The organism is Citrobacter sp. ABFQG, assembly GCF_004322975.1.
GTDB classification, from domain to species: domain Bacteria; phylum Pseudomonadota; class Gammaproteobacteria; order Enterobacterales; family Enterobacteriaceae; genus Citrobacter; species Citrobacter freundii.
Genome location: NZ_CP036435.1, coordinates 2,445,083 through 2,468,822, shown reverse-complemented (window position 1 = coordinate 2,468,822; position 23,740 = coordinate 2,445,083). Strand labels below are relative to the sequence as shown.

Below are 23,740 nucleotides of genomic sequence, written 5' to 3'. Positions count from 1 at the left end.
AACACCTCAGCTTTTCGTCAGTAACGGTTGGCATTTTGTAAATCTACCGTTAACCTGATAGCGGACTTCCCTTCTGTAATCACTATGGAACCTCGTCATGTTTGAGAACATTACCGCCGCTCCTGCCGACCCCATTTTGGGTCTGGCTGATTTGTTTCGTGCCGATGACCGCCCTGGAAAAATAAACCTCGGGATCGGTGTATATAAAGATGAGACAGGCAAAACGCCGGTGCTGACCAGCGTTAAAAAAGCCGAGCAATATATACTGGAAAATGAAACCACCAAAAACTATCTTGGCATTGACGGTATTCCAGAGTTTGGTCGTTGTACTCAGGAATTACTGTTTGGTAAAACGAGTTCGCTTATCAACGATAAACGCGCACGTACAGCACAGACCCCTGGCGGCACTGGCGCACTTCGCGTGGCAGCTGATTTTCTCGCAAGAAATACGTCGGCTAAACGCGTATGGGTGAGCAACCCAAGCTGGCCGAACCATAAGAGCGTCTTTAACTCTGCCGGTCTGGAAGTTCGTGAATACAACTATTACGATGCGGCGAACCACTCATTAGACTTTGATGCGCTGCTGGCCAGCCTCAGCGAAGCTCAGGCTGGCGATGTGGTACTGTTCCACGGCTGCTGTCATAACCCAACCGGTATCGATCCTACGCTTGAGCAGTGGCAAACGCTGGCTCAGCTTTCTGTCGAGAAAGGATGGTTGCCGCTGTTTGACTTCGCATACCAGGGCTTTGCCCGCGGTCTGGAAGAAGATGCAGAAGGTCTGCGCGCATTCGCCGCGCTGCACAAAGAGCTGATCGTTGCCAGTTCCTACTCCAAGAACTTTGGTCTGTACAATGAGCGCGTAGGTGCCTGTACGCTGGTTGCTGCTGATGCTGAAACCGTCGACCGTGCGTTTAGTCAGATGAAATCAACCATTCGCGCTAACTATTCCAACCCGCCAGCACACGGCGCATCCGTAGTTGCCACGATTCTGAGCAATGACGCGCTGCGTGCCATCTGGGAACAGGAACTGACCGATATGCGCCAACGCATTCAGCGCATGCGTTTACTGTTCGTGAATACGCTGCAGGAGAAAGGTGCGAACCGCGACTTCAGCTTTATCATCAAACAGAACGGCATGTTCTCATTCAGCGGCCTGACAAAAGAGCAGGTTCTGCGTCTGCGTGAAGAGTTTGGTGTCTACGCTGTCGCTTCCGGACGTGTAAACGTAGCTGGAATGACGCCAGATAACATGGCACCGCTGTGCGAAGCGATTGTCGCAGTACTGTAATCTATCGCGTACAAAAAAGGCCGCAATAGCGGCCTTTTTATTTATCTGCGGTATTACCAGACAGGCATTTCGTCCTGCAGGAACGGGTTATGAAGCCGTTCGTTACCCAGCGTAGAAAGTGGGCCGTGACCCGGAATAAACGTCACGTCATCGCCCAGCGGCAACAGTTTACGTTTAATCGAATCGATCAGTTGGCTGTGATCTCCGCGCGGAAAATCGCTGCGCCCTACGCCACCTTTGAAAATCACGTCACCCGAAATCAGTAACTTTGATTGCTCATCAAAGAAGACCACATGTCCCGGTGTATGACCCGGACAATGCAACACCTGCAACGTCACGTTGCCAACGCTGACCCGATCACCTTCGTTCAACCAGCGATCGGGCGTCAGCGGCTCACAATCGCCCAGGCCAAACATGCGGCTCTGCGCAGGGAGACCCTGTAGCCAGAACTCATCTTCTTTTTCCGGACCAATAACCGGTACACTATAATGCTGTGCCAGTTCAGTTGCCGCCCCAACATGATCAAGATGACCGTGAGTAAGCAGGATCTGCATTAGCGTCAGACCGCTGGCATCCACTTCCTGTTTGATTTTCTCGGCATCGCCGCCGGGATCGACCAACGCGGCCAGACGAGTCTGCTCACACCAGATTAGCGAGCAGTTCTGGGCGAATGCAGTGACCGGAATAATACGATAGTTCATACAGCTCCTGTTTCATTAAGCTTATGGATCACCAGTGCCGTGCAGGGCCGGTGTCAATATGCACAAAGTTACTGCTGGGGTAGTATCCTACACCACCTGCGCGCATAGATAACGCAGCTTTGCGAATATTACTTAATGCGATGCCTTCAATATGGAAATCCATGGCCTGCCCTTTGGTGTGGTAGCTTTTCTTGGCCACACCGCGACTGCGCGCACGTAGTTCATTATTGGTATCGACGGAACGATAACCGGAGATCAGCTGTACGGGTTTACGCGTACCCAGCAGGCCCTGCAGACGGAAGAGTTGATCAAACAGTCCGGGGTCAATGGATTTCACTTTATTGGCCCGAAAATCACGGAAAAAGTGGTTAAGTTTTGCTAATTCGTCCTGAATATAGCCCCTGCCATCAAAAAACTCTGCTTTTATTGACTCACCGGTATGCAGGTTATTCAGAGTCAATATACGCGGACGTGGGGTAGAGAGTGTTGCAAACGCAGGCGTAGGCAGGATGGCAGCGCCGAGGGCAATACCACCAAGCGCCAGCAGTTTGCGGCGATTAGCGTCAAATTTGTCCATGGTATTAAGGTCTACAAGGTCAATGTTATCGTATGTATGCTCTAGCGCACGCGGGAAACCTTATCTGGCTAAGTAGTCCACGTCAAGGCTCCCAACCCCAGGAAATACGGGGCTCACAGCCATTTTGCCCCGTTTCCAGCATAACTTACGACAATCATTTTCCTCGAACTGCTTCATTTATCTGATTAATTGCTCGGCTTTTGACACAATTTGTGCGCTGGATCGCGCTGTCAGATCGTAATTGTAAATATCTGTACGATACTGCGTGCGACCATCCGGGCCAACAAATGCGGTCAGATAGTAGAGGTTGACCGGAATATTCTGGCGAATATTCACGTACCGCGTATCCCCTTGCTTCAGGACATCCGAGATGCGGGTATCATTCCAACCCGCGTCCTGTAGCAGCATATTCGCCAGCTCAGATGCCTTATTCACACGCACACAGCCGGAACTTAACGCCCGCGTATCTTTCTGGAACAGATTGTGGTTCGGCGTATCGTGCAGATAAATAGCGTCCGAACTCGGCATATTGAATTTATAGCGTCCGAGCGAGTTACGTGCGCCCGGAGCCTGCTGAAAGCGGAACGGCAGATTGGACGCAGTGATGGTGGCCCAGTCAACCTGCCACGGATCTATCGTCTCTTTACTGTTCCAGCCGCGCATTACGGTATAGCCGTGACGTTCAAGATACCCCGGATCATTCCATAACTTAGGCAGAATATCTTTTCGGGCCAGCGTCGGTGGAACGTTCCACGGTGGGTTAACGACCACGTTATTCAGCGCACTACTCATCATCGGCGTTTTGCGATCTGGACGCCCGACAATAACGCGCGAGGCCAGCACCTGATTTCCATTCTGATAATAAACCAGCGAATAGGCAGGAATGTTCACCATGATACCGGTAGACAGCTCACTCGGCAGCAGGCGCAAGCGCTGAATATTTAACGCCAGCACGCCCGCACGCTGAGCAGGCGTTACGTTCAGCCAGTCACGCGTGGCAGGGCCAATCGCGCCATCAGCCCCAAGCCCTTGCCACGTCTGAAAACGCTTTACCGCATCGACAAGTTCACGATCGTAAGCGCTACGTCCTTCTTTAGCAGATGTACTGACGGCGGACTCCAGCATTCCCGTACGGCGCAAAATTTCACGCAGCGCGGGGATGTCGTTACTCCACTCTCCCGGACGCAGCGTCGCGGTACTGGTGAGCTGAGGCCAGGGCCGCGTATCGCTCACCAGCTTGAGTAGTGATTCATGCATTGCGGCGTACTGCGGATGCTGAGGCGGCAGGCTGGCAACAAACGAAGTTAGTTGACCGTTATCCAGTGCGACCTGCCACTGGTTGATGACAGAAATCGGCGGCGTTGTTAGCGCATAGGGCTTATCGCTATAAAGCCAGCGATTACCTTTGACAGGGATATTAGCAATAAAGTGCAGGTATCCCAACATCGCATCAGAGAGCACGATATCTCGCGCCTGGCCGGACACTGCCGGATCAGTCAGAAGTGCAACCCAGGTAGTAAACTGCGGCTGAAAGCCAGCAATCGCGACCTCGGCCAACTGTTGTTGAAAGGCCTTTACCGCATCACGATTTTCCCACATCGGCTTCATTTCACGTGCGGCATACAGCAATTCCAGCTGGCTCATATACACTGGCGTGAAGCCCGCTGGAAGTTGAGATTGTAATTCGGCGCGGGCTTGATCAACTGACACGCCCTGCGGTAACGGTTGAATCCCCGCCATAATAGCCGTCGCGGAAGATTGTACCTGCGGCTGCGATAATGCTGTTGGCTGTTCACTGACGCTCGCGGAGCTATCGCCAGGGATCATTTCAGGCTCATCGGCCTGCGCATTGAACAGTGGAGCGAATGTTACGGCCAGGCACAAACTGATTGCCGACAGCCGACGACCACACATTTTATTAAGCAACATCCCTTGCCCCCTGTTTTCTTTATCATACTCTATAGCCAGGCACCATAAATCGGGTGTGCAACGCCTGTAGACGCCAATACAACTGAAGTATGACGAGTAAGCCTGCATACCCGTCAGGCTTATCTTCAGTATATAAACTTCGCCAATGTTTTACCTGGTATAATGTAAAGAAGTTAAAAGAAATTGCACCTGCAATTGAGACTTTTCGGAAAAGAAGAAAGGCGGTCAAATGACCGCCTTTCTATTTAGCTTGCCTGCGAGGAGGCATCTTCAGTCCCCGGCAGTGGTTCCGGTAACTGAGGCGCAAATCCGCGCAGCCCCACCACATGAACGTGCTCGGTGTTCTGGAAGACTTTACGCACCAGTTTGTAGGTCGTGCCTTTCTCTGGGCTGATGTTTTCCGGCGCAGCGATAATCAGCTGCATCTGCAAACGCTCACACAGCTCAAACAGAGTCGCAATAGAACGCGCATCGAGTCGTGCTGCTTCATCAAGGAACAGCAGGCGGCAAGGAGAGATGTCTTTCCCGCGCAATCTGCGACCTTCATCTTCCCAGCTTTGCACCACCATCACCAGAATAGACATCCCGGTCCCGATCGCTTCACCCGTTGACAGCGCGCCAGATTCAGCACGCAGCCAGCCGTCAGAACCACGGTTAACCTCAACTTCCATTTCCAGATAGTTACGATAGTCCAGCAGCTCTTCACCAATGGTTTGCGGCGTGCGTTGCCCCATGTCGATCTGCGGATTCAGGCGCTGATACAGCTTCGCCAGCGCTTCTGAGAAGGTCAGGCGATTGCTGTTAAACAGATCCTGATGCTGCTCATGCTGCTCTGAAAGTACGTCCAGCAAGGTAGCATGCGTTTCACGCACATTGACGTTCAGGCGAACGCTGTTAACCTGGCCAAACGACACACTTTGCAGCCCCTGGTTCAGCATGCGAATACGGTTCTGTTCACGCTGAATGGTCTTACGAATAATGTTCGCCACGCTGCGTGAGCTGATCGCCAGTTTCTGTTCACGAGAGGTTAACTCTTCCGTCAGACGGCTCAGCTCAATCTCCATCTGTTCGATGGCTTCAACCGGATCGTCGGTACGGATAATATCCTGGCGAATACGTTCACGCAGATGCTGGTAAACCGCGACGAAGAACTGGATTTTGCGCTCTGGGCGTTTTGGATCTTCAGACATACGCAACACATCGCGCAGGTGTTCGTTATCCGCAACCGCCAGACGTAGCGCACCGAGCGCCTTATCCGACATCGAACGCAGTTCGTCACCAGAAAGATAGGCCAACTCGCGACGGTGCAGACGACGTTCCACACCGTTATCTTTCACCATCCGCATGACTGCACACCAGCCGGCTTTGGCGGTGACTACCTGCTCACGCATTTCATGATAATCACGTTCCAGCTTGCGCAGTCTGCGGGTCAGGTTTTCCATCTCCGCTTCGCAGAAGGTCAGTGCTTTCTCAAGTTGGTTGCGGCGTGCACGGTTGTTGCTGAGCTGCGCATGCAGTTCGTCACGACGGATACGCGCGCGCTCTTCGGCACCGCTGTCCGCACGGACACCAATATCCTGCAGTTCACGTTGTAAATCGTTAAGCAGCTCTTTTTTGGTGTCATAAGAGCTTTTTAGCGATGCCATGACCTGGTTGTACTGGCTTAACTGTGCAGCATGACTGCGCAGCGCCTCACGAGCGCGGGTACGTTCGGCTTCCGCCTGTTCCAGGCGTTCACGCAATTTTTCGTTCAGATCGCTATTACCGCTCAGCATTTCGGCTGAGTCGGAATAACTAAAGTGCGCCCGACGCTGTACGACTTCAGTCAGCGCAAAAGCCTGCTGACGTGCGTCGCGCTGCATCTGCTGGGAATACGTATAGTCTTCCTTCAGCTGTTCAAACTGCTCAGGGTCATTTTGCAGAACTGAAACGATAGGTTCCAGTTTCGCCAACTGATTGCCATGTTGCTGTACAAAACGCGCGGCTTCCTGAGCTTCATCCAGACGCTCGCGAATTTCGTCCACGCGATCGGCCAGCGTGTCATCTGCCAGCAGATTCAAGCGAGGCAGCAGGCGGTTCAGCGCGGAGACGCCCTCTTTCGCCTGTTCAAACTGCATACGGCTTTGCTGATTATCATTTTCATGATTGGTCAGCGCACGTTCCAGTTCAACGCGACGGCTATTCAGTTGGCGAATTTCCGCTTCTGGATCGGCTTCAAACGCCACCGACAGATGGCTGCCGATAAAGCGGCTGAACGCCTGATGCAGACGCTGGGTTTTCTGGACATCAAAGGAGAGCGTGGCGAAACGTTCAGACAGCCCTTCACGCTCGGCATGCAGGGTTTCGATACGGCTTTCGCGCGCGGCACGACCAAAAATAGGTACCTTCGGGAAGCGGGAATAACGCCATTGACGCTCGGCGGTTTTCACCACCACCGCATTTTCCAGTTCATCAACGCTGAAGACGCTATCATCAAACGACTGCGGATCCCCTTCGATGAAATAGAGATCTTCCGGGCAATCCGTCAGCCCTTCAAGCTGTTCGGTAATTAGTGATAGATCTGGTACCACGATGGCATGGCGCGAAGGACCATACAGCGCAGAGAAGTACGGGGCATCTTCAAGGCTAACGTCATCATAAATTTCTGACAGCAGCACGCCGCCAAAGCGTTCCGCCAGCGCGTTCAGACGCTGATCTTCCGCCCCGCCCGGCTGACTTAAACGTTCAATCTCTTCATCAACCGCATTTTTACGTGCACCGACTTCATCACGCTCAACAATGGCCTCACGCTCGCGCTCCAGCAATTGTTGCAGATACTCGGTCACATCCTGGCTGGAGGTAAACTCTTCGCCACACTGCTCGCTAAGCTGATTCAGGCTATTTTGCGCAGCCAGCCAGACAGGTGCCCGCTTCATCAAATGCTGAATACGGGATTGTAGCTGTTCCTGTTCCTGACGCAGCGTCATACGCTGTTCGCTGGCAGACGAGACGCTGTCCGACAAGGCGGCGATGCGCGCTTCCAGTTCCTGGTGCAGCGCTTCCAGCTCATCGATATCAAACTGTTTACCCTGACGCTTGCAGAATTCGGCCAGCAGACGCTCGGCATCCTGCTGTTCGCGCAGACGCTGCTCCAGTTCGCTCAGTCGCATACGCAATGGCTGAACCTGTTCCGCCAGGTGGCGCTGTTCAACGCCTTCGCGCAGCAGTTCACGCGCCACGCTCCAGGCTTCACTACGTGCCAGCGGGCCGTTGATAGCCGCCACCAGCTGATAAGCCTGTTCGAACTGGCTATGCGCGGTTTGCGCCACGCTCATTTTTTGTTCAAGCGTTAGCAGCTTTTCAGTGGCTTCCTGCTCTTTGGCCTGGAAAGTCTCCAGCCATTCGGCGGCGCTGTCGGCTGTCAGATCCGGTAGGTGGCAGAGCTCTTTCGCCCGATTTAGGGCCTGGATCGCCTGGGTATACTGGATGGCTCGCGTCTGCTGGACGTCCAGCGCCTGCTGGTAATCGGCAAGCTGGCTTTTCAGCTCATCCACTTCCAGTTCGGCGGCTTCCGCGCGGGCTTCGTTTTCATCCTGGCGGTCAACGGCTTCCGCAACCACCTCATTTTGTTCTTCAAGACGGATCTGCAGTTCTTCGAGATCCGCTTCGTAGCGTTCAATTTTTTCCTGCTGACGCAGCGCGGTTTGCACCAGATTCAGGTGATCGCTCGCGGCCTGATAATCGGCTTCCAGATCGCCTTCGGCGCCGTTATGCTCGCCCAGTTCACGCGCCATATCCACGTGCTTGTACTGCTCTGCCGCCAGCTGCTTACGTGAGGTATACAGTTCACGACGATATTCCAGTGCTTTATCCAGATGGATACGACGTTCGTTGGCATGGCGCATATAATCCGCAGCCACATAGTTGGTCGCTTCGCTGATCAAATGCTTAAACAGGTCGCGGTCAGACTGGGTTACGCGAATCGCTTCAAGCGTCATGCGGTTTTCACGCAGCGCGGCTTCCATATCCTGGAACGCTTTACGGACGCCGCCGTTTTCCGGCAGCAGGTAGTCACGCAGTGAACGGGTAATGGCGCTGGAGATCCCGCCGTACAACGAGGCTTCAATCAGACGGTAGAATTTACTACGATCAGACGCGGAGCGCAGACGACGAGCAATGATGCCCAGATCGAACATCAGCGAATGATAATCGGTTATTGAGTTGAACTGCTTAAACTGCACACCTTCCATCTCATCAAGCTTCTCTTTCAGCTCAGGTAGAGACAGTACGCGCGCCTGGCGTTCGTTCAGCGTTTCCGTCACCAGTTGGGTTGGCTGTACCGACATCGGCAGCCCCTGAATGGCAAACGGTTTGATATCCACTTTGCGATCACGACCCGCAACCTGTTGCAGACGCACACCCACGACCACGCGCTGATGACGCGAGTTGAGGACGTCGAGCATTGAGTAACAGACCCCTGCTTTCAGCTTACCGTGCAGACCTTTATCACGTGAACCGCTGGTTGCACCAGCTTCGGTGGTGTTACGGAAATGCAGCAGGGTTAAGTCCGGAATGAGCGCCGTAACAAATGCCGCCATGGTGGTGGATTTACCCGCACCGTTACCACCGGACAGCGTGGTGACCAGCTCATCGAGATCAAACGTACGGGCAAAAAAACCATTCCAGTTAATCAGCGTAAGTGAGCGAAATTTACCGCGTTCAATCATTATTCTTCTTCTCCACTGTCCGGCTGATTCTCTTCGGGCTCATCGTTGAGCTGCAGACGGTTCTCGACCGCCATCGCTTCACCATCACGAATTAAGCGACGCTGTGCTTCACGCGGATCGTCACCGCTACGCACATCCGCGCCAAAGCGGAAGACAGATTCCGTAATACGGAATTTGCTGCTGTCGTGGCCCAGAAACCACACCATGCCTAAGCGGCGCAAACGGTTGAGCGAAGAACGCACTTTTTCCTGTAGCTTCTGGCGGTCAACGTCAGAACCGGTTGAACGGTTGTTCACCAGCTTCAGCAGTTTGGCTTCATCCGCCAGCGTTAACAGCTCGTCATACAGCTCTTGCTGGGTAAAAATCCCTTCGTTCGCCAGGCGTTCCGGGCTGAGATAGAGATAGCAAAGAATTTTACCCACCATCATGTCCAGTTCAGACAGGACCGAACGCGGAATGAGCGTCGTTGAACGCGGACGAAGGTAAAAGAACCCTTCCGGCGCACGGATCAATTCCACGTTATAGCGGCTGTAAAACTCTTCAAAATATTCCTGAAAATCCATCAGGAAGGCATGATTATCCAGTTCATCCAGACCGATATGGCGACCCGAACGTAAGGCGCTATCCAGCGCCGGAAATAACGGATTCGCCAGCGCCTGCGCCAGCTTTACCGGCATCACTTGTTCAATATTTGTCAATGACATGCGCCTGTACCTTGGCTCCGTAATCATTAATCGGCTGCCATTTGGCTGGCAGTCCGGTGAAGTCTGCTTGCGCTACGCCAAGGCGTACCGCCTGATCGATGACAATACGCGCGACGTCGAAATGACGCGCACGTGGGTATTGCGCCAGATACTCGCGCACTACCAAACCGAGATCCAGTGGTGTTTGTCTGGATTTGTAGATAGCCAGCTGTTCTTCGATGATCGCCGCCAGTTGTTCACGGATCTCGTTAAATTCTTCATATTCCAGATCTTCCGGAAGTTCACCGGTGACCTCTTCGTCACGCAGCACCATCTCCTCGTCACGCATATCCAGCAGACGATCGGCGTTGGCATAGGTCAGCGCCCATGGGTCGTCAAAGTAGGTCTGCACGGACTGACGCAGACGTTGGGCGAAGACGCGGTTTTTATCCATATCGATCGCGGTACGGATAAATTTATGCACATGACGATCGTAGCCGATCCACAAGTCAATGGACTGCTGACCCCAGCTAATAATGCGGTCGAGCTTGCTTTGTAAATCAAACACCAGCCGATCAACAAAATGCAAATCATCATGCGTCATTGTGGCGTCCTGGATGCGTAACAGGTTAGCCTGCAGCTTATCCCCCGCCGCTTCCAGCGTATCCTGCAGTTCACGCAGCGTACCAGACGTTTCAGAAAGCAACAGTTCACAGCTGGAAATCGCCGCCCGCCAGTCTTTGTTTAGCAACTGTGCGATGTCGTCTTTTACCTGCTGCTGCTGTTCATCCATGATGCGCTGGGTCAGATCGATACTGTCGAAAATCTCCGCCACCGAGTATTTCAATGGCGCATAGACGTTGCGGTGCCAGTGGAACTCATCGCCACCTTCCGCTGCCGCATCCGCCGCGCGCTTCAGTTCGCCTGCAACAATCGACAGTTGCATGGAAAGACGCAGCGTAGAGAACTCGCGCTGACGAATATAGTAATCTGTGATGCCAATCCCGAGCGGCGTTAAACGGTAAATGGCGTTGCCTTCAGCCTGCTCGCTGGTAAAGCGGTTCAGCAGACGTTGACGCACCATATCGTTGATCGCGTTGTTGGCGCGGACGCCGATGGTTTCGCTGGTTTGCTCAAACGCATCACTCACATGGCGGAATGCATCCACCAGTTCACCTTCACTCATCTCACCGTCAAGTCGCTCACCGTTCAATGTGGCGACCGCCAGCAGGAACGAAAGTCTGTCTACCGGCAGAGAGATGGAGAAGTCATTTTTTCTGGCCCAGGCAACCAGTTCGGGGACTGTCTGGGAAAATTCACTCATAGGTTATCCTTGCATCTGCGGCTCGGGCCGGACGTTTAATCGCGGTGACATGAATATAGCGCCCAAGGCTGATATACGGTTCCTGGCGGCAATAGCGCGTTTCTATTTCTGTTAAAGCATCAAAACAGTCATGCTGTTTTTGTTTATCACGCAGATAATCATGAAACACCCTCACGCCCGTTTTACCGGTTATCTCCCAGCCAATCTCCTCCAGCCAGCCATAGACCTGCTGAGGGTCGCGCGGGAAATCGGGAGACAACGTGCGCCGTTTCTTTTTATACATTCCCTGCTGTACATAGCCGAAATTACCGACCAACACATTACGCATCAACAGGCCATTTGCATTGTAGAACATCAGCGATAAAGCACCGCCCGGGCGTAACATCGACCACAATGTTTTTAAGACGGCTTGTGGATCGGCCACCCATTCCAGCACAGCATGAAACAATATCAGATCAACCTGAGAATCCAAATGCTGTGGGATGTCCTGAGCGGCACAATGTATAAAATGCATGTTGTCGCTCACACCTTGCTCTTCTGCCGCCCGTTGCGCTCGCGCCACCATCTCAGCAGAAAGATCGCACAAGGTAACGTGATGGCCCCGCTGCGCCATCAGAATGGCTGTCTGCCCTTCTCCGCCACCCGCATCAAGCACACGCAATGTCTGGCCCGCGTATTCGGCAAGAAGTTTGTCCAGATCCTGCCAGAGGATCGTCTGGCGAAGCTGACCTTTAGTGGTGCCGTAAATGTTACGGGAAAACTTCTCTGCAATGTCATCAAAATTGCGATCCCGCATCAGGCTCTCCACATGCTGGCTTTAGGGTGACTAAGTAAAACCGCTATTTTGTCACACCCACGCCGAGAATGAACCTTCCTGGTGTAATATCGCTGCAGATCCCCTGCTGTATGGTTAAAAAAGGAACCAAAAAGGATGCTTTTTACGCTGAAGAAAGTGATTGGCGGTATGATGCTGCCACTTCCGCTAATGCTCATTATCATGGGTATAGGCCTGGCGCTGCTCTGGTTTAGCCGCTTTCAAAAAACAGGGAAAGTGTGCATTAGCCTGAGTTGGCTGGCGCTGTTACTTCTTAGCTTGCAACCCGTCGCTGATAGCCTACTGAAACCGATTGAGGACAGCTATCCAACCTGGCAGGATACACAAAAAGTGGAATACATTGTGGTGCTGGGCGGAGGGTATACCTGGAATCCTCAGTGGGCACCAAGTTCAAACCTAATCAGCAACAGTCTTCCGCGTCTGAATGAAGGTATTCGCCTCTGGCGTGCTAATCCGGGATCGAAGCTTATCTTTACCGGTGCTGCGGCAAAGAGCAATAACGTCAGTACTGCAGAAGCGGGAGCCCGCGTAGCGCAGTCACTGGGTGTGCCACCCGGTGATATCATCACGCTGGATAAACCTAAAGATACTGAAGAAGAAGCCGCAGCAGTTAAGCAGGCCATCGGCAGCGCGCCGTTCCTGCTGGTGACCTCCGCATCGCACTTACCACGAGCAATGATTTTCTTCCAACAAGCTGGACTACACCCGTTGCCCGCGCCGGCTAATCAGTTAGCAATTGATTCACCGCTAAATCCGTGGGAGCGCGCGATCCCCTCTCCCGTCTGGTTGATGCATAGCGATCGTGTTGGTTACGAAACATTGGGTCGCATCTGGCAGTGGTTAAAGGGATCGGAGCACTGACAGAAATATTGCCTGACGGCGACGCTAACGCGGCTTATCAGCCCCAGGCGTTCAGCGCAGAATTGTAGGCCGGATAAGGCGCTCACGCCGCCATCCGGCAATGCCGTAACGGGATAGTCAGGCGAGCCACGGCAGCAGTGATTTCGTTGCCAGGTCAAAGTTGGTGCGATTAAAACGTCCGGTGTTGACCAGTTGCGCCACCTCATCCCATAACACATACAGCCAGCGCCGCCAGATGAAGGACTCCGCCACGGGCGCGCGTTGCAGGTATTGCCAAAGCAGGCTTTCCGCCAGCGCGTTATCCATTAAACGGAACAATTCATACTCTCTGGGCGCCCACAGCATCAACCCCGGTCCCACCATGGCCAGTAGCTGATCGCTACGGGCGTCTTTGAGCATGCTACGTAAACTGAAATTACCGTGGATCAGTACGCAGTTATCATTGAATCCTTCAAATAAAGCGGGTAAACACTCACGGGTACGAAACAGGATCCGCTTATCCTGCATCGTCAAGCCAGTATTGTTGAACTGATTTAACGTGGTCCACAGCACCTCAACACGCTGGCGATACCAGGATGGCCAGATATTCTCTTGCGTGTTATCCACCATTCCCACGCAGCCACGGCTATCCTGCCGATGCCATGACAGCAGACCTTCTACGATCTGATCTTTTAAATGTTCCCAGCGTTCGGGCGTTCGGGCTGGCGCTTCCACCGGCACACCCCGTAAACGCTCAAGCAGTAACACATCGGGGCCGGGATGCTCTTCGTGGGTTAAGACCCCGTAAATGACGGGCATACGCACCGTACCGCTGCGCGCTAACATGGAGGTTTTCCATGCCAGTTGCTGCGCCATACCTGGCGTGGTGAAACTTCTCGCCATCAGCGGCATCGGATTTCCCTGGCTGTCGTACAGTGACCACAGGGCCGTATCCACTTTTTCATTCACGCATTCTATACGACTGAGTTTTTCGCCCAGCAGGTGGCTGAGTTCGGCACGCAACTGTTCCATTTCAGATTGCCCTCATAAATGCTACTGCTTTCATAATGAGCGTCGGGCAGACAGATGTCACCCGGATGAGATCAATTGATGAAAAGAAAAGTTGAGGGAAAGCGCAACGATACGACACTCCTCCCAAAAATACGCATCAATATGGGGGAGTGCCGTGAGAAAAACTAAGGCATTTCGGCGCGAACGCGCTCGAGATCTTCGGTAGTGTCTACGCCGGTACCCGGGACTTCTTTTGCGACGGCAACGTGAATTTTTTCGCCGTACCACAGCACTCGCAGCTGCTCCAGCATTTCGATATGCTCAAGCGGGCTAGGCTGCCAGTTAACATAGCGGCGAATAAAACCGGCGCGATAGCCGTAAATGCCCAGATGGCGCAGGAAGGTGTCCCCCACCGTTTCCAGACTTTTGGCGAAACGATCGCGATCCCATGGGATGGTCGCGCGTGAAAAATAGAGCGCATATCCTTCAGCGTCCAAAACGACTTTTACCGCATTCGGATTAAATGCCTCTTCCGCACTGTGAATCGGAGCCGCAAGAGTCGCCATGCCGACCTGACGTTGCGCCAGATTCTCAGCCACCTGGCGAATAATGACCGCCGGAATCATCGGCTCATCACCCTGTACGTTCACAATAACGGTATCATCGCTAAAACCACATTTCTCGACGACTTCCGCCAGGCGCTCCGTACCAGACTGGTGATCGGCGCGGGTCATGCACACTTCCCCCCCCACCGCTTCTACCGCGCGAGCAACATCCTCGTGATCGGTGGCCACGATGATACGTTCAGCGCCAGATTCACGCGCACGCTCCAGGACATGCACGATCATAGGCTTGCCGTTGATATCCAGTAGCGGCTTGCCCGGCAGACGAGTGGACGCATAACGCGCAGGAATAATGACCACAAAACTCATGATTTACTCTCATCAGCAGTCAGAACGCGGGCTTCGGTTTCCAGTAACACAGGAATGCCATCACGCAGTGGGAAAGCAAGGTTATCCAGTTTACAAATCAGTTCCTGTTTTTCCTGGTTAAACCAGAGTTTGCCATTGCATACCGGGCAGGCAATGATTTCAAGCAGACGATGATCCATAGTTCCTCCAGATGGACCGGATTGTGAATCCGTAAATATTAACATAATCGCTTAAAGGGCTGGGTCTATTTCCCAACCATGGCGTGCATCAGCAAATAAACCTTCAGGATAACGTCCCAGCGTCACGCGTGTTGCCAGTTGCCAGCGGGCAAAATCGTCAATCGCCTGAAACAATCCTTTTTGCAAAGTCACCCCAGGCTTAACCCCATCCTGTAACCACAGCGAAATCACGTCCAGCACGCCCGTTTTACGGTGCATTTTGGCATCCATTCGCCCAACCAACTGCCCGCGGTGCAGCAACGGCAAGACGAAATAACCGTACTGACGTTTTGGTGCTGGCGTGTAACACTCCAGCCGGTAGCTAAAATCGAATAGCTGCTCTGCCCGTTTACGATCCCAAACCACCGGATCAAAAGGCGATAACACTGCGCTGTGGGTCGCTGTTAATTTGCCCGCCAGCGCCTGTTCGAGTAGCGGCTGAAGGTGGCTATGCAGCCACAGCGTTCCCAGCCCTTCAACGTCGACAGGAATAATCTGTTGCTGTTCCGCCCGTTCGTTGCACCAGTTTTTTAGCGCCGGGCGCTTCAGGCGGTAGTAGTCTGCCAGCCATTGTTCGCGGAAAATCCCCAGACTGCGGGCGCTGTTATCCAGCATGACGCTTTCAGCATCTTCCTGCGAAAGTGGGTCGCGTTCATCGTCCCAGTGTGGCATGACGCGATGGGTTAAATCATACACTCGCTGGAAATTACGCCGTTCCACCACCATCACTTTCCCGGCAGTGAACAGCCCTTCAAGATGACGCTTCTGCGGTTTCCATTCCCACCAGCCGCTGGTCCCCTTACGTGGATGCTCAAAATCAGCAGATCGTACCGGTCCGTTATGCTGGATGTGCTGGAGCAGTTGCTCAATTTCATGAGCATGTTCTTTCATCCACGCCGCTTTATACTTCCAGCCCATATTCTCCGGGGCCAGCATGCGGTGACGTATCAGCATAAAATCGCTGCGCGGCAAAAAGCAGGCCTCGTGCGCCCAGTATTCCATCAGTTCGCCCTGCTGTAACGAGTCGTCCAGCCATTGGGGTGAATAATCGCCTAAACGACTAAACAGCACCAGGTAAGGACTTCGCGCCACAATATTGATGGTATCGATTTGCAGTAACGACATGCGCGAAATAGTCGCGAGAATATCTGCCGGGGTTGCCCGACGGCGTGTTTTTTTCAGCAGACCTTGAGCGGCAAGGTGAAGATGACGGGCATCCGTCAGAGAAAGGTGCGGCAACGACATCTATGGCCTCATAAATGATTCGCTGCCGCAGCGTGAATCAGTTAGCGAGTCAGCGAGATTAAGCTATCCAGCAACATGTCAGGCCGATCGCCTGACAAATGTGCGTCAACAGGTAAATACCACCAGTTTTCATCGGCAAATGCCCGGCACTTAACCGCATCTTTTTCCGTCATCACCAGCGTTTGCCCGGCGTTTACAAACGCACTGACGTCACTGTAGGTCAGAGACTGATGGTCTGCCAGCGCAATGCTTTTTTGCACGCTGGCACCGCATGCTTTCAGCGTGGCAAAAAAACGCGGAGGGTGACCAATGCCCGCCATGGCGACAATATTGGGCAATTGCGCTACATCACGGCGTTCGCCTGTACGTAAATTAACGGCCAGCCCCGGTTCAAGTCGCATAGGGATTTCCCCTGGTTGCGCAACGCCACCGTTAACAATAGTCGCATCCACCGATTTTAGACGACCTGCGCGTTCCCGCATTGGACCAGCGGGAAGCCACCAGCCATTGCCAAACCGACGTTCGCCGTCAATAACCACGATTTCAACATCTCGCGCCAGACGATAGTGCTGTAGCCCATCGTCGGTCACAATAATCTGCACGTCATGTTGGGCCAAAATGGATTTTACCGCATCCGATCTTACCGGGGATACCGCTACCGGCACGCCGGTACGTTGGGCGATCAGCACAGGTTCATCACCCGCTTCTGCGGTAGTGGTCTCTGCGGTCAATAACAACGGGTAAGCAGCCGCTTTCCCGCCGTAACCACGCGACACCACGCCCACGCGAATCCCGCGTTGCTGCAGTTGTTCAACCAGCCAAATCACCACCGGTGTTTTGCCATTGCCGCCGGCTGTAAGGTTTCCGACCACCACAACCGGTACTGGCGCGCGCCAAGCGCGTTTCAGCCCAAGCTTGTAGCATAGACGGATCCCGCCACTCACCAGGCCATAAAGCCAGGAGAGTGGAAGTAACAATCGCCACAGCGGCGATTCACCAGACCAGATACGTGCGATCATTGACCGAATTGCATTTTGTGTAATTGCGCATAGACCCCGCGCTGCTCAATCAGGTCGCTATGGGTTCCGCGTTCGACAATCAGACCATCCTCCACCACGATGATTTCGTCGGCTTGTTCAATGGTTGAAAGACGGTGAGCAATGACCAGAGAAGTACGGTTTTTCTGTAGCTCATCCAGCGCAGACTGAATCGCACGTTCAGATTCGGTATCAAGAGCTGATGTTGCTTCATCAAGGATCAGAATTGGGCTGTCACGCAACAAGGCACGGGCGATAGCGATACGCTGACGTTGTCCGCCGGAAAGCAGGACGCCGTTTTCACCAATCACCGTATCCAGACCATTATCCATCTTGTTGATGAAATCCATGGCGTAGGCCATCTGCGCCGCTTTTTCGATCTGCTCACGGCTGTACATATCGGTACGCGCGTAGGCGATGTTGTTGGCAACCGTATCGTTAAACAGGTGCACATTCTGCGAAACCAACGCAACCTGATCGCGCAGGGATGCCAGGGTATATTCGCGCAGATCGTGTCCGTCCATCAGAATCTGCCCTTCATCAATATCGTAGAAGCGCGTAATCAAGCTGGCGATGGTGGATTTTCCTGAGCCCGAACGGCCAACCAGAGCAACGGTTTTACCCGCGGGAATATTCAGGTTGATGTTGCGCAGAGCCGGTACTTCACGTCCCGGATAGGTGAAAGTCACGTTGCGGAACTCGAGATCGCCGGTAGCACGCTCGATAACACGTTTACCTTCATCTTTCTCTTGTTCGCTATCCAGAATCGTAAATAAGGTCTGGCATGCCGCCATACCGCGCTGGAACTGCGCGTTGACGTTGGTCAGCGATTTCAACGGACGCATCAGCGCGATCATTGAGGAGAAGACAACCGTAATTGTCCCTGCCGTCAGGTTTTCCATTACGCTTGGGAAGCTGGCCGCATATAACACGAAGGCCAGAGCCAGAGACGCAATCAACTGGATGATAGGGTCGGAGATAGAAGAAGCGGAAACCATCTTCATACCCTGCAAACGCATCTTGTTGCTGACCTTATCAAAGCGCTTGGTTTCGACTTCCTGACCACCAAAAATCAGAACTTCTTTGTGGCCTTTCAGCATCTGCTCCGCACTGGTCGTAACCTGCCCCATAGTGTTTTGCATGTTTTTACTGATGCTACGAAAGCGCTTGGAAACCACACGGATCGCCACTGACACAATTGGCGCCAGTACAATCAGGATCAGTGACAGCTGCCAGCTGTAATAGAACATCATGATAAACAGGCCAATGATTGAGGCCCCTTCACGTACCACGGTGATCAGCGCGCCGGAAGACGATGACGCGACCTGCTCTGAATCATAGGTAATACGTGACAACAGCGTACCTGTAGACTGTTTATCAAAAAAGGAGACTGGCATGCCCATCATATGACCAAACAGGCGGCGACGCATGGTCATGACCACTTTGCCTGACACCCATGAGATACAGTAGCTGGAGACATAACTGGTTAAGCCACGAACTATCATCAGCCCAATGACCACCAGCGGCATCCACAGCAGCACCGAACGATCCGTTTTACCAAAACCATCATCCAGTAATGGTTTAAGGAGCGATAACATGAAGGTATCGCTGGCCGCGTTAAGGACTAACGCTATACCCGCCACGATCAGACCCGATTTAAAAGGCGCTATGGTTGGCCATAGTCGGCGAAACGTCTGCCACGTAGAGAGATCTTTATCGTTATGCATTCAAAAAACCAGCATTTGTTAGAATAGCCGCATATTCTACCCGTTATCCTCCGACACGCCAAACCACTGATGATACCAACGAGGTAAAATCTGATCCCGCAAGCTGTGTATTCGCCAGTTTTTTTGGTAAAAATCCAGCGTAATCTGCCCCTGATGTGGTGTATCCAGCCATTGATAATTTTGTTTCCGATAACGTTGCTTCACTTTCCAGGATGGCAGACGCCAGGCGTTGTAACGGGATGCAGAGGCTAATGCGGCCTGCCCGTCAACTCTCTGAATGAGTGCCAGTGATGATGAAGTATTGCTGCCATGATGCGGAACCTGCATCACCGTAGACTGCAGATGCTGCCAGTAGTGACTTAGCATTTTTTGTTCAGCGGGAGACTCAATATCGCCGGTCAGCAAAACACTCTGATACCCATCATCAACTTTAACCACGCAGGAGTGGTTATTCCCCTGCCCTGTACTTCCACGCACAGGCCAGTGCGCACTGAAGGTTAACCCTTGCCATTGCCAACGTTCTCCGCGAAAACACGGGAGGTGTCCTTTCCAGCCTAGCGGACTTCTTATCCATAGTGATGGCCAGGCTTGTTGTAAGGAGTGCAACCCTCCCCGGTGATCCATATGTTCATGACTTAAAATGACCCCTTCCGGCTCCAGGTTATGCCAACGCAACCAGGGAATAATCAGCTGTTGCGCGCTATCGCCTTCAGGCCATGCCAGACCGGTATCGTAAAGCAGCGCTTTTCCATTACGCACAATCACCATCGCCAGCCCCTGCCCGACATCCAGCATATGCACTTGCCACACATCTGTACGCGGTGCACGCCAAAGCGGCCCACTCAGCAAAAGTAGCGCAGAGAAACAGACCACCGGTAGCGTACGCAAGATATTTAGTCGCCATGCGATAATCATCATTCCGGGTAAAAATGCGAGCCATTGCCAGCGTGCATCAATATTGATCCACCCTTCAGGCAGGCTCCTGAGCCCCCAAAATAGTAGCGCCAGAGAACGATCCGCTAAATACCACAGATTCGATTCAATCATCACCAGTCCGGCTAAATGCACGATCATGCCTGCTAATATCAAGGGTACGGAAACAAACGTGACCAAAGGGACGGCAAACAAATTAGCCGGAAACGAGGTCAGACTAAAACCGTGAAACATTGCGATTTGTACGGGAAGAAGCAGAAGCGTAATACCCAATTGCAGATGAGCCAGCGCCAGAAATTGACGACCAGCACGCGACAGCGGCCAGTCCGGGAGCGGTACCCATTGGTACCAGAACAGCAGTGCCGCAACGGCGGATGCAGACAACCATAGACTTTGCGAAAGAACGGCAACAGGATCCACCACCAGAATGGCTGCCAGACAGCAGATCCATACCGACCATCCGCTCCACTGCCTGCTGCTAAGTCTTAGCGCCCCCCAGACTAGCAGCGCAACAACCGTTCGTAATGCCGGGGGTTGCAGCCCCGTCAGCCAGGCATATAATGTGGCGCAGACAATCCCACCCACTAATGGAACCTGCCAACAAATCCATCTGGCGGGCATAAAAAATTGTCCCGCGCGAATTATTCCGCCAGCCAGAAGTGCAGCAAACGCAATATGCAACCCGGAGATAGCCATCAAATGAGCCGTGCCGGTATCACGCATAATCGTTTTCACCTCTTGTGACACGGACAAGCGCTCACCCATTCCCAGACCCAGTATGACCTGCTGCCAGGGATAATCGGCGAGTACCGTTTTCAATGAGTCGAGAAATCGCGAACGCAAACTGCATTGTGGTGTGATAACCGAAGCCTGTAAGAATCGCCCCGTCAACGGTTGATGCTGCGCCAATGCGTAACGCTGGCTATCAAATCCGCCTTCGTTTAATTGACCGTGTACGGCGCGGACTTTCAATGTCATCGCCCATGTCTGACCCGCACAAACATCACCGGGTAAATACTGTCCGTACAAGACGATTCCTTGTGCAGGAAAGATTCGTCTCCCCTGAAGGTGAGTGATTTGGCCGTAGTGCGTTGTCATATTGTCAGTTCCGGTTATCCGCACAATGGCTTGCTGGGTTTTCGCAGGCAGCGTATTACCGGCCCACTGAGCCTCTTTCGCAGCCAGGATTCCCCAAAGAAAAAACAGCAGGGTTAGTCCGACGGAACGTATATATTTGTGGGGGAGAAAACAGAGCAGCCATGCCAGACAAAATACAATGCCGATACACAACATGCCTGGCAGCGTAGGTAATAGCATGAGTGGGAGAATGCCGAATAATGCACACGTACTCACCGTTGTTATTTTCATCAATAACCTCCCTGTTACAGGGAGTGTGCAGTACTCTTCGACGGTTGTCTGGCATCAATTTATCGTTATACGACCTGAGTTCCGCAGACATTTAGTGGGGGTTGTAACGTACAAATTAACTGGGATGAGGATTCCAGGATAGGCGCACAGAAATGAAAAAAGCACCCATGTGGGTGCTTTTCTCGGCGTTAAGTCTCGCTAAAAACTTAACCGTAAATATTGGCGCGGTCGCGCAGTTCTTTACCTGGTTTAAAGTGCGGAACGTATTTCCCTTCCAGATCCACTTTATCGCCGGTCTTCGGATTACGTCCGGTGCGTGGTGCGCGGTAATGCAAAGAGAAGCTGCCGAAACCGCGGATTTCAATACGCTCGCCCTGCGCAAGAGTCGAGGCCATATGTTCCAGCATCTCTTTAACTGCATCTTCAACCGCTTTCGCGGGAATATGAGGTTGCTGGGTTGCAAGTCTTTCAATCAATTCTGACTTGGTCATGATTCCTCCGGTTCCTTAAAGGCATAATTAGCTGCTGCATTGATTAAGGGCGGCCGTAGCCGCCCTTTGTCATTGATTACAGGACGAATCCTGTAATCTGTCAAGCTACTCGTCATCCTTTGTGCCGTTAACAGCACAAAGGATTTAGAGCACTCGATATTACTCGCCTTTAGCTGCTTTGAAAGCTTCAGCCATTGCGTTGTTAGAGAAGTTAGCATCTTCCTGTTTGTTAACAGTTGCGATTGCATCTTTCTCATCAGCTTCGTCTTTAGCACGAACAGACAGGCTGATTGCACGGTTCTTACGATCAACGCCGGTGAATTTAGCTTCAACGTCGTCGCCTACGCTCAGAACCAGAGTTGCATCTTCAACGCGGTCACGTGAAGCTTCAGAAGCGCGCAGGTAACCTTCAACGCCGTCAGCCAGTTCTACGGTTGCGCCTTTAGCGTCAACTGCAGTGACTTTACCGTTTACGATTGCGCCTTTCTTGTTCAGTGCAACCCAGTTGTTGAACGGATCTTCTGCGAGCTGTTTAACGCCCAGAGAGATACGCTCACGCTCTGCGTCAACCTGCAGAACAACTGCTGCGATTTCGTCGCCTTTTTTGTATTCACGAACTGCTTCTTCGCCTGCAACGTTCCAGGAGATGTCAGACAGGTGAACCAGGCCGTCGATGCCGCCGTCCAGGCCGATGAAGATACCGAAGTCAGTGATAGACTTGATTTTACCTTCAACACGGTCGCCCTTGTTGTGGGTTTCCGCGAACTGCTGCCATGGGTTGTTTTTGCACTGCTTCAGACCCAGGGAGATACGACGACGTTCTTCGTCGATATCCAGAACCATAACTTCCACTACGTCGCCAACGTTAACAACTTTGGACGGGTGGATGTTTTTGTTGGTCCAATCCATTTCGGAAACGTGAACCAGGCCTTCAACGCCTTCTTCGATTTCAACGAAGCAGCCGTAGTCGGTCAGGTTGGTCACGCGACCAGTCAGTTTGGTACCTTCTGGATAACGCTTAGCGATAGCTACCCATGGATCTTCGCCCAGCTGTTTCAGGCCCAGAGATACACGAGTACGCTCGCGGTCGAACTTCAGCACTTTAACAGTGATTTCGTCGCCAACGTTTACGATTTCGCTCGGATGCTTAACGCGTTTCCATGCCATGTCGGTGATGTGCAGCAGGCCGTCAACGCCACCCAGATCAACGAATGCACCGTAGTCAGTGAGGTTCTTAACGATACCTTTAACTTCCATGCCTTCCTGCAGGTTTTCCAGCAGCTGATCGCGTTCTGCGCTGTTTTCGGATTCGATAACGGCACGACGGGAAACAACAACGTTGTTACGCTTCTGATCCAGCTTGATTACTTTGAATTCAAGCTCTTTGCCTTCCAGGTGCAGCGTGTCGCGGACCGGACGAACGTCTACCAGGGAACCCGGCAGGAACGCGCGAATACCATTCAGCTCAACAGTGAAGCCACCCTTGACTTTGCCATTGATAACACCAGTAACGGTTGCAGCTTCTTCGTAAGCTTTTTCCAGCGTGATCCAAGCTTCGTGACGTTTAGCTTTTTCACGGGACAGCAGGGTTTCACCGAAGCCGTCTTCTACTGCATCCAGAGCAACGTCAACTTCGTCACCAACCTGGATTTCCAGCTCGCCCTGGGCGTTTTTGAACTGCTCTGCCGGAATGGCGGACTCAGATTTCAGACCAGCGTCAACCAGTACTACGTCTTTGTCGATAGCAACAACAACACCACGAACGATGGAACCCGGACGGGTTTCGATTTCTTTTAAGGATTCTTCAAACAGTTGAGCAAAAGATTCAGTCATGTTTAATCTTCAGGTTTCATATTTAACGTCCACCTGGCTCCATGCCGGATGGGGTTGTTTAA

At 52.6% G+C, this 23,740-nt stretch carries 18 protein-coding genes; 2 read left to right on the top strand and 16 right to left on the bottom strand.

From position 1 onward, the window contains the following. Positions 1 to 97: 97 nt before the first annotated feature. A complete protein-coding gene (aspC, locus tag WN16_RS11935) occupies positions 98 to 1,288 on the top strand; it encodes an aspartate transaminase (protein ID WP_044701570.1) in 1,191 nt (396 codons plus the stop codon). Between the two features lie 53 nt (positions 1,289 to 1,341). Here the strand turns inward: aspC and WN16_RS11930 are convergent, their stop codons facing one another. From WN16_RS11930 to cmoM, 7 genes are all read right to left on the bottom strand, one after another. Next, complete coding sequence (locus WN16_RS11930; protein ID WP_044701572.1) at positions 1,342 to 1,989, bottom strand: MBL fold metallo-hydrolase; 648 nt, start codon at positions 1,987 to 1,989, stop codon at positions 1,342 to 1,344. A 28-nt stretch (positions 1,990 to 2,017) separates the two neighbouring features. Next, positions 2,018 to 2,566: a YcbK family protein gene (locus WN16_RS11925; RefSeq protein WP_003035820.1), complete on the bottom strand. Its 549-nt coding sequence runs from the start codon at positions 2,564 to 2,566 to the stop codon at positions 2,018 to 2,020. A 177-nt stretch (positions 2,567 to 2,743) separates the two neighbouring features. After that, the gene (gene ldtD, locus WN16_RS11920) at positions 2,744 to 4,495 is read right to left on the bottom strand and encodes a L,D-transpeptidase (protein ID WP_044701574.1); all 1,752 of its coding nucleotides are present in this window, start codon (positions 4,493 to 4,495) and stop codon (positions 2,744 to 2,746) included. Positions 4,496 to 4,740: 245 nt separating this feature from the next. Further along, positions 4,741 to 9,201 (bottom strand): chromosome partition protein MukB, encoded by a 4,461-nt coding sequence (gene mukB / locus WN16_RS11915; RefSeq protein ID WP_003846984.1) that lies wholly within the window; start codon positions 9,199 to 9,201, stop codon positions 4,741 to 4,743. Then, positions 9,201 to 9,905 (bottom strand): chromosome partition protein MukE, encoded by a 705-nt coding sequence (gene mukE / locus WN16_RS11910; RefSeq protein WP_003035809.1) that lies wholly within the window; start codon positions 9,903 to 9,905, stop codon positions 9,201 to 9,203. The genes mukB and mukE overlap by 1 nt, the downstream gene beginning before the upstream one ends. Then, a complete protein-coding gene (gene mukF / locus WN16_RS11905; RefSeq protein WP_003836877.1) occupies positions 9,886 to 11,208 on the bottom strand; it encodes a chromosome partition protein MukF in 1,323 nt (440 codons plus the stop codon). The genes mukE and mukF overlap by 20 nt, the downstream gene beginning before the upstream one ends. Then, complete coding sequence (gene cmoM, locus WN16_RS11900) at positions 11,201 to 12,004, bottom strand: tRNA uridine 5-oxyacetic acid(34) methyltransferase CmoM (RefSeq protein WP_003846990.1); 804 nt, start codon at positions 12,002 to 12,004, stop codon at positions 11,201 to 11,203. The genes mukF and cmoM overlap by 8 nt, the downstream gene beginning before the upstream one ends. A gap of 135 nt (positions 12,005 to 12,139) precedes the next feature. On the opposite strand from cmoM, the gene elyC reads away from it, so the two are divergent. Beyond that, positions 12,140 to 12,904 carry an envelope biogenesis factor ElyC gene (gene elyC, locus WN16_RS11895; protein ID WP_003836882.1) on the top strand — a complete coding sequence of 255 codons (765 nt, stop codon included), beginning with the start codon at positions 12,140 to 12,142 and terminating at the stop codon, positions 12,902 to 12,904. A gap of 117 nt (positions 12,905 to 13,021) precedes the next feature. Here elyC and WN16_RS11890 read toward each other — a convergent pair whose 3' ends face one another. From WN16_RS11890 to rpsA, 9 genes are all read right to left on the bottom strand, one after another. After that, positions 13,022 to 13,915 carry a YcbJ family phosphotransferase gene (locus tag WN16_RS11890; RefSeq protein ID WP_003035798.1) on the bottom strand — a complete coding sequence of 298 codons (894 nt, stop codon included), beginning with the start codon at positions 13,913 to 13,915 and terminating at the stop codon, positions 13,022 to 13,024. Positions 13,916 to 14,079: 164 nt separating this feature from the next. Beyond that, a complete protein-coding gene (gene kdsB / locus WN16_RS11885) occupies positions 14,080 to 14,826 on the bottom strand; it encodes a 3-deoxy-manno-octulosonate cytidylyltransferase (protein WP_003035796.1) in 747 nt (248 codons plus the stop codon). Next, entirely contained in the window at positions 14,823 to 15,005 is a 183-nt protein-coding gene (gene ycaR / locus WN16_RS11880; protein WP_003035793.1) for a protein YcaR, read from the bottom strand. Before ycaR ends, kdsB begins: the two co-directional genes overlap by 4 nt. 51 nt (positions 15,006 to 15,056) lie before the next feature. After that, positions 15,057 to 16,289, bottom strand: a complete 1,233-nt coding sequence (locus tag WN16_RS11875) for a winged helix-turn-helix domain-containing protein (RefSeq protein ID WP_044701577.1) — start codon at positions 16,287 to 16,289, stop codon at positions 15,057 to 15,059. Positions 16,290 to 16,330: 41 nt separating this feature from the next. Further along, a complete protein-coding gene (lpxK, locus tag WN16_RS11870) occupies positions 16,331 to 17,308 on the bottom strand; it encodes a tetraacyldisaccharide 4'-kinase (protein ID WP_044701579.1) in 978 nt (325 codons plus the stop codon). Then, on the bottom strand, positions 17,305 to 19,053 hold the full coding sequence (msbA, locus tag WN16_RS11865; protein ID WP_003035784.1) for a lipid A ABC transporter ATP-binding protein/permease MsbA: 1,749 nt from the start codon (positions 19,051 to 19,053) through the stop codon (positions 17,305 to 17,307). Before msbA ends, lpxK begins: the two co-directional genes overlap by 4 nt. A gap of 36 nt (positions 19,054 to 19,089) precedes the next feature. Further along, positions 19,090 to 21,354: a ComEC family protein gene (locus WN16_RS11860; RefSeq protein ID WP_044701581.1), complete on the bottom strand. Its 2,265-nt coding sequence runs from the start codon at positions 21,352 to 21,354 to the stop codon at positions 19,090 to 19,092. A 206-nt stretch (positions 21,355 to 21,560) separates the two neighbouring features. Continuing rightward, positions 21,561 to 21,845, bottom strand: a complete 285-nt coding sequence (ihfB, locus tag WN16_RS11855; protein WP_003035780.1) for an integration host factor subunit beta — start codon at positions 21,843 to 21,845, stop codon at positions 21,561 to 21,563. A 159-nt stretch (positions 21,846 to 22,004) separates the two neighbouring features. Beyond that, entirely contained in the window at positions 22,005 to 23,678 is a 1,674-nt protein-coding gene (gene rpsA / locus WN16_RS11850; protein WP_003035776.1) for a 30S ribosomal protein S1, read from the bottom strand. Positions 23,679 to 23,740: the final 62 nt, after the last annotated feature.

Bases quoted from the DNA above. Each gene is read 5' to 3' on its own strand.
- aspC (WP_044701570.1), top strand. From the start codon at position 98: ATGTTTGAGAACATTACCGCCGCTCCTGCCGACCCCATTTTGGGTCTG.
- WN16_RS11930 (WP_044701572.1), bottom strand. From the start codon at position 1,989: ATGAACTATCGTATTATTCCGGTCACTGCATTCGCCCAGAACTGCTCG.
- WN16_RS11925 (WP_003035820.1), bottom strand. From the start codon at position 2,566: ATGGACAAATTTGACGCTAATCGCCGCAAACTGCTGGCGCTTGGTGGT.
- ldtD (WP_044701574.1), bottom strand. From the start codon at position 4,495: ATGTTGCTTAATAAAATGTGTGGTCGTCGGCTGTCGGCAATCAGTTTG.
- mukB (WP_003846984.1), bottom strand. From the start codon at position 9,201: ATGATTGAACGCGGTAAATTTCGCTCACTTACGCTGATTAACTGGAAT.
- mukE (WP_003035809.1), bottom strand. From the start codon at position 9,905: ATGTCATTGACAAATATTGAACAAGTGATGCCGGTAAAGCTGGCGCAG.
- mukF (WP_003836877.1), bottom strand. From the start codon at position 11,208: ATGAGTGAATTTTCCCAGACAGTCCCCGAACTGGTTGCCTGGGCCAGA.
- cmoM (WP_003846990.1), bottom strand. From the start codon at position 12,004: ATGCGGGATCGCAATTTTGATGACATTGCAGAGAAGTTTTCCCGTAAC.
- elyC (WP_003836882.1), top strand. From the start codon at position 12,140: ATGCTTTTTACGCTGAAGAAAGTGATTGGCGGTATGATGCTGCCACTT.
- WN16_RS11890 (WP_003035798.1), bottom strand. From the start codon at position 13,915: ATGGAACAGTTGCGTGCCGAACTCAGCCACCTGCTGGGCGAAAAACTC.
- kdsB (WP_003035796.1), bottom strand. From the start codon at position 14,826: ATGAGTTTTGTGGTCATTATTCCTGCGCGTTATGCGTCCACTCGTCTG.
- ycaR (WP_003035793.1), bottom strand. From the start codon at position 15,005: ATGGATCATCGTCTGCTTGAAATCATTGCCTGCCCGGTATGCAATGGC.
- WN16_RS11875 (WP_044701577.1), bottom strand. From the start codon at position 16,289: ATGTCGTTGCCGCACCTTTCTCTGACGGATGCCCGTCATCTTCACCTT.
- lpxK (WP_044701579.1), bottom strand. From the start codon at position 17,308: ATGATCGCACGTATCTGGTCTGGTGAATCGCCGCTGTGGCGATTGTTA.
- msbA (WP_003035784.1), bottom strand. From the start codon at position 19,053: ATGCATAACGATAAAGATCTCTCTACGTGGCAGACGTTTCGCCGACTA.
- WN16_RS11860 (WP_044701581.1), bottom strand. From the start codon at position 21,354: ATGAAAATAACAACGGTGAGTACGTGTGCATTATTCGGCATTCTCCCA.
- ihfB (WP_003035780.1), bottom strand. From the start codon at position 21,845: ATGACCAAGTCAGAATTGATTGAAAGACTTGCAACCCAGCAACCTCAT.
- rpsA (WP_003035776.1), bottom strand. From the start codon at position 23,678: ATGACTGAATCTTTTGCTCAACTGTTTGAAGAATCCTTAAAAGAAATC.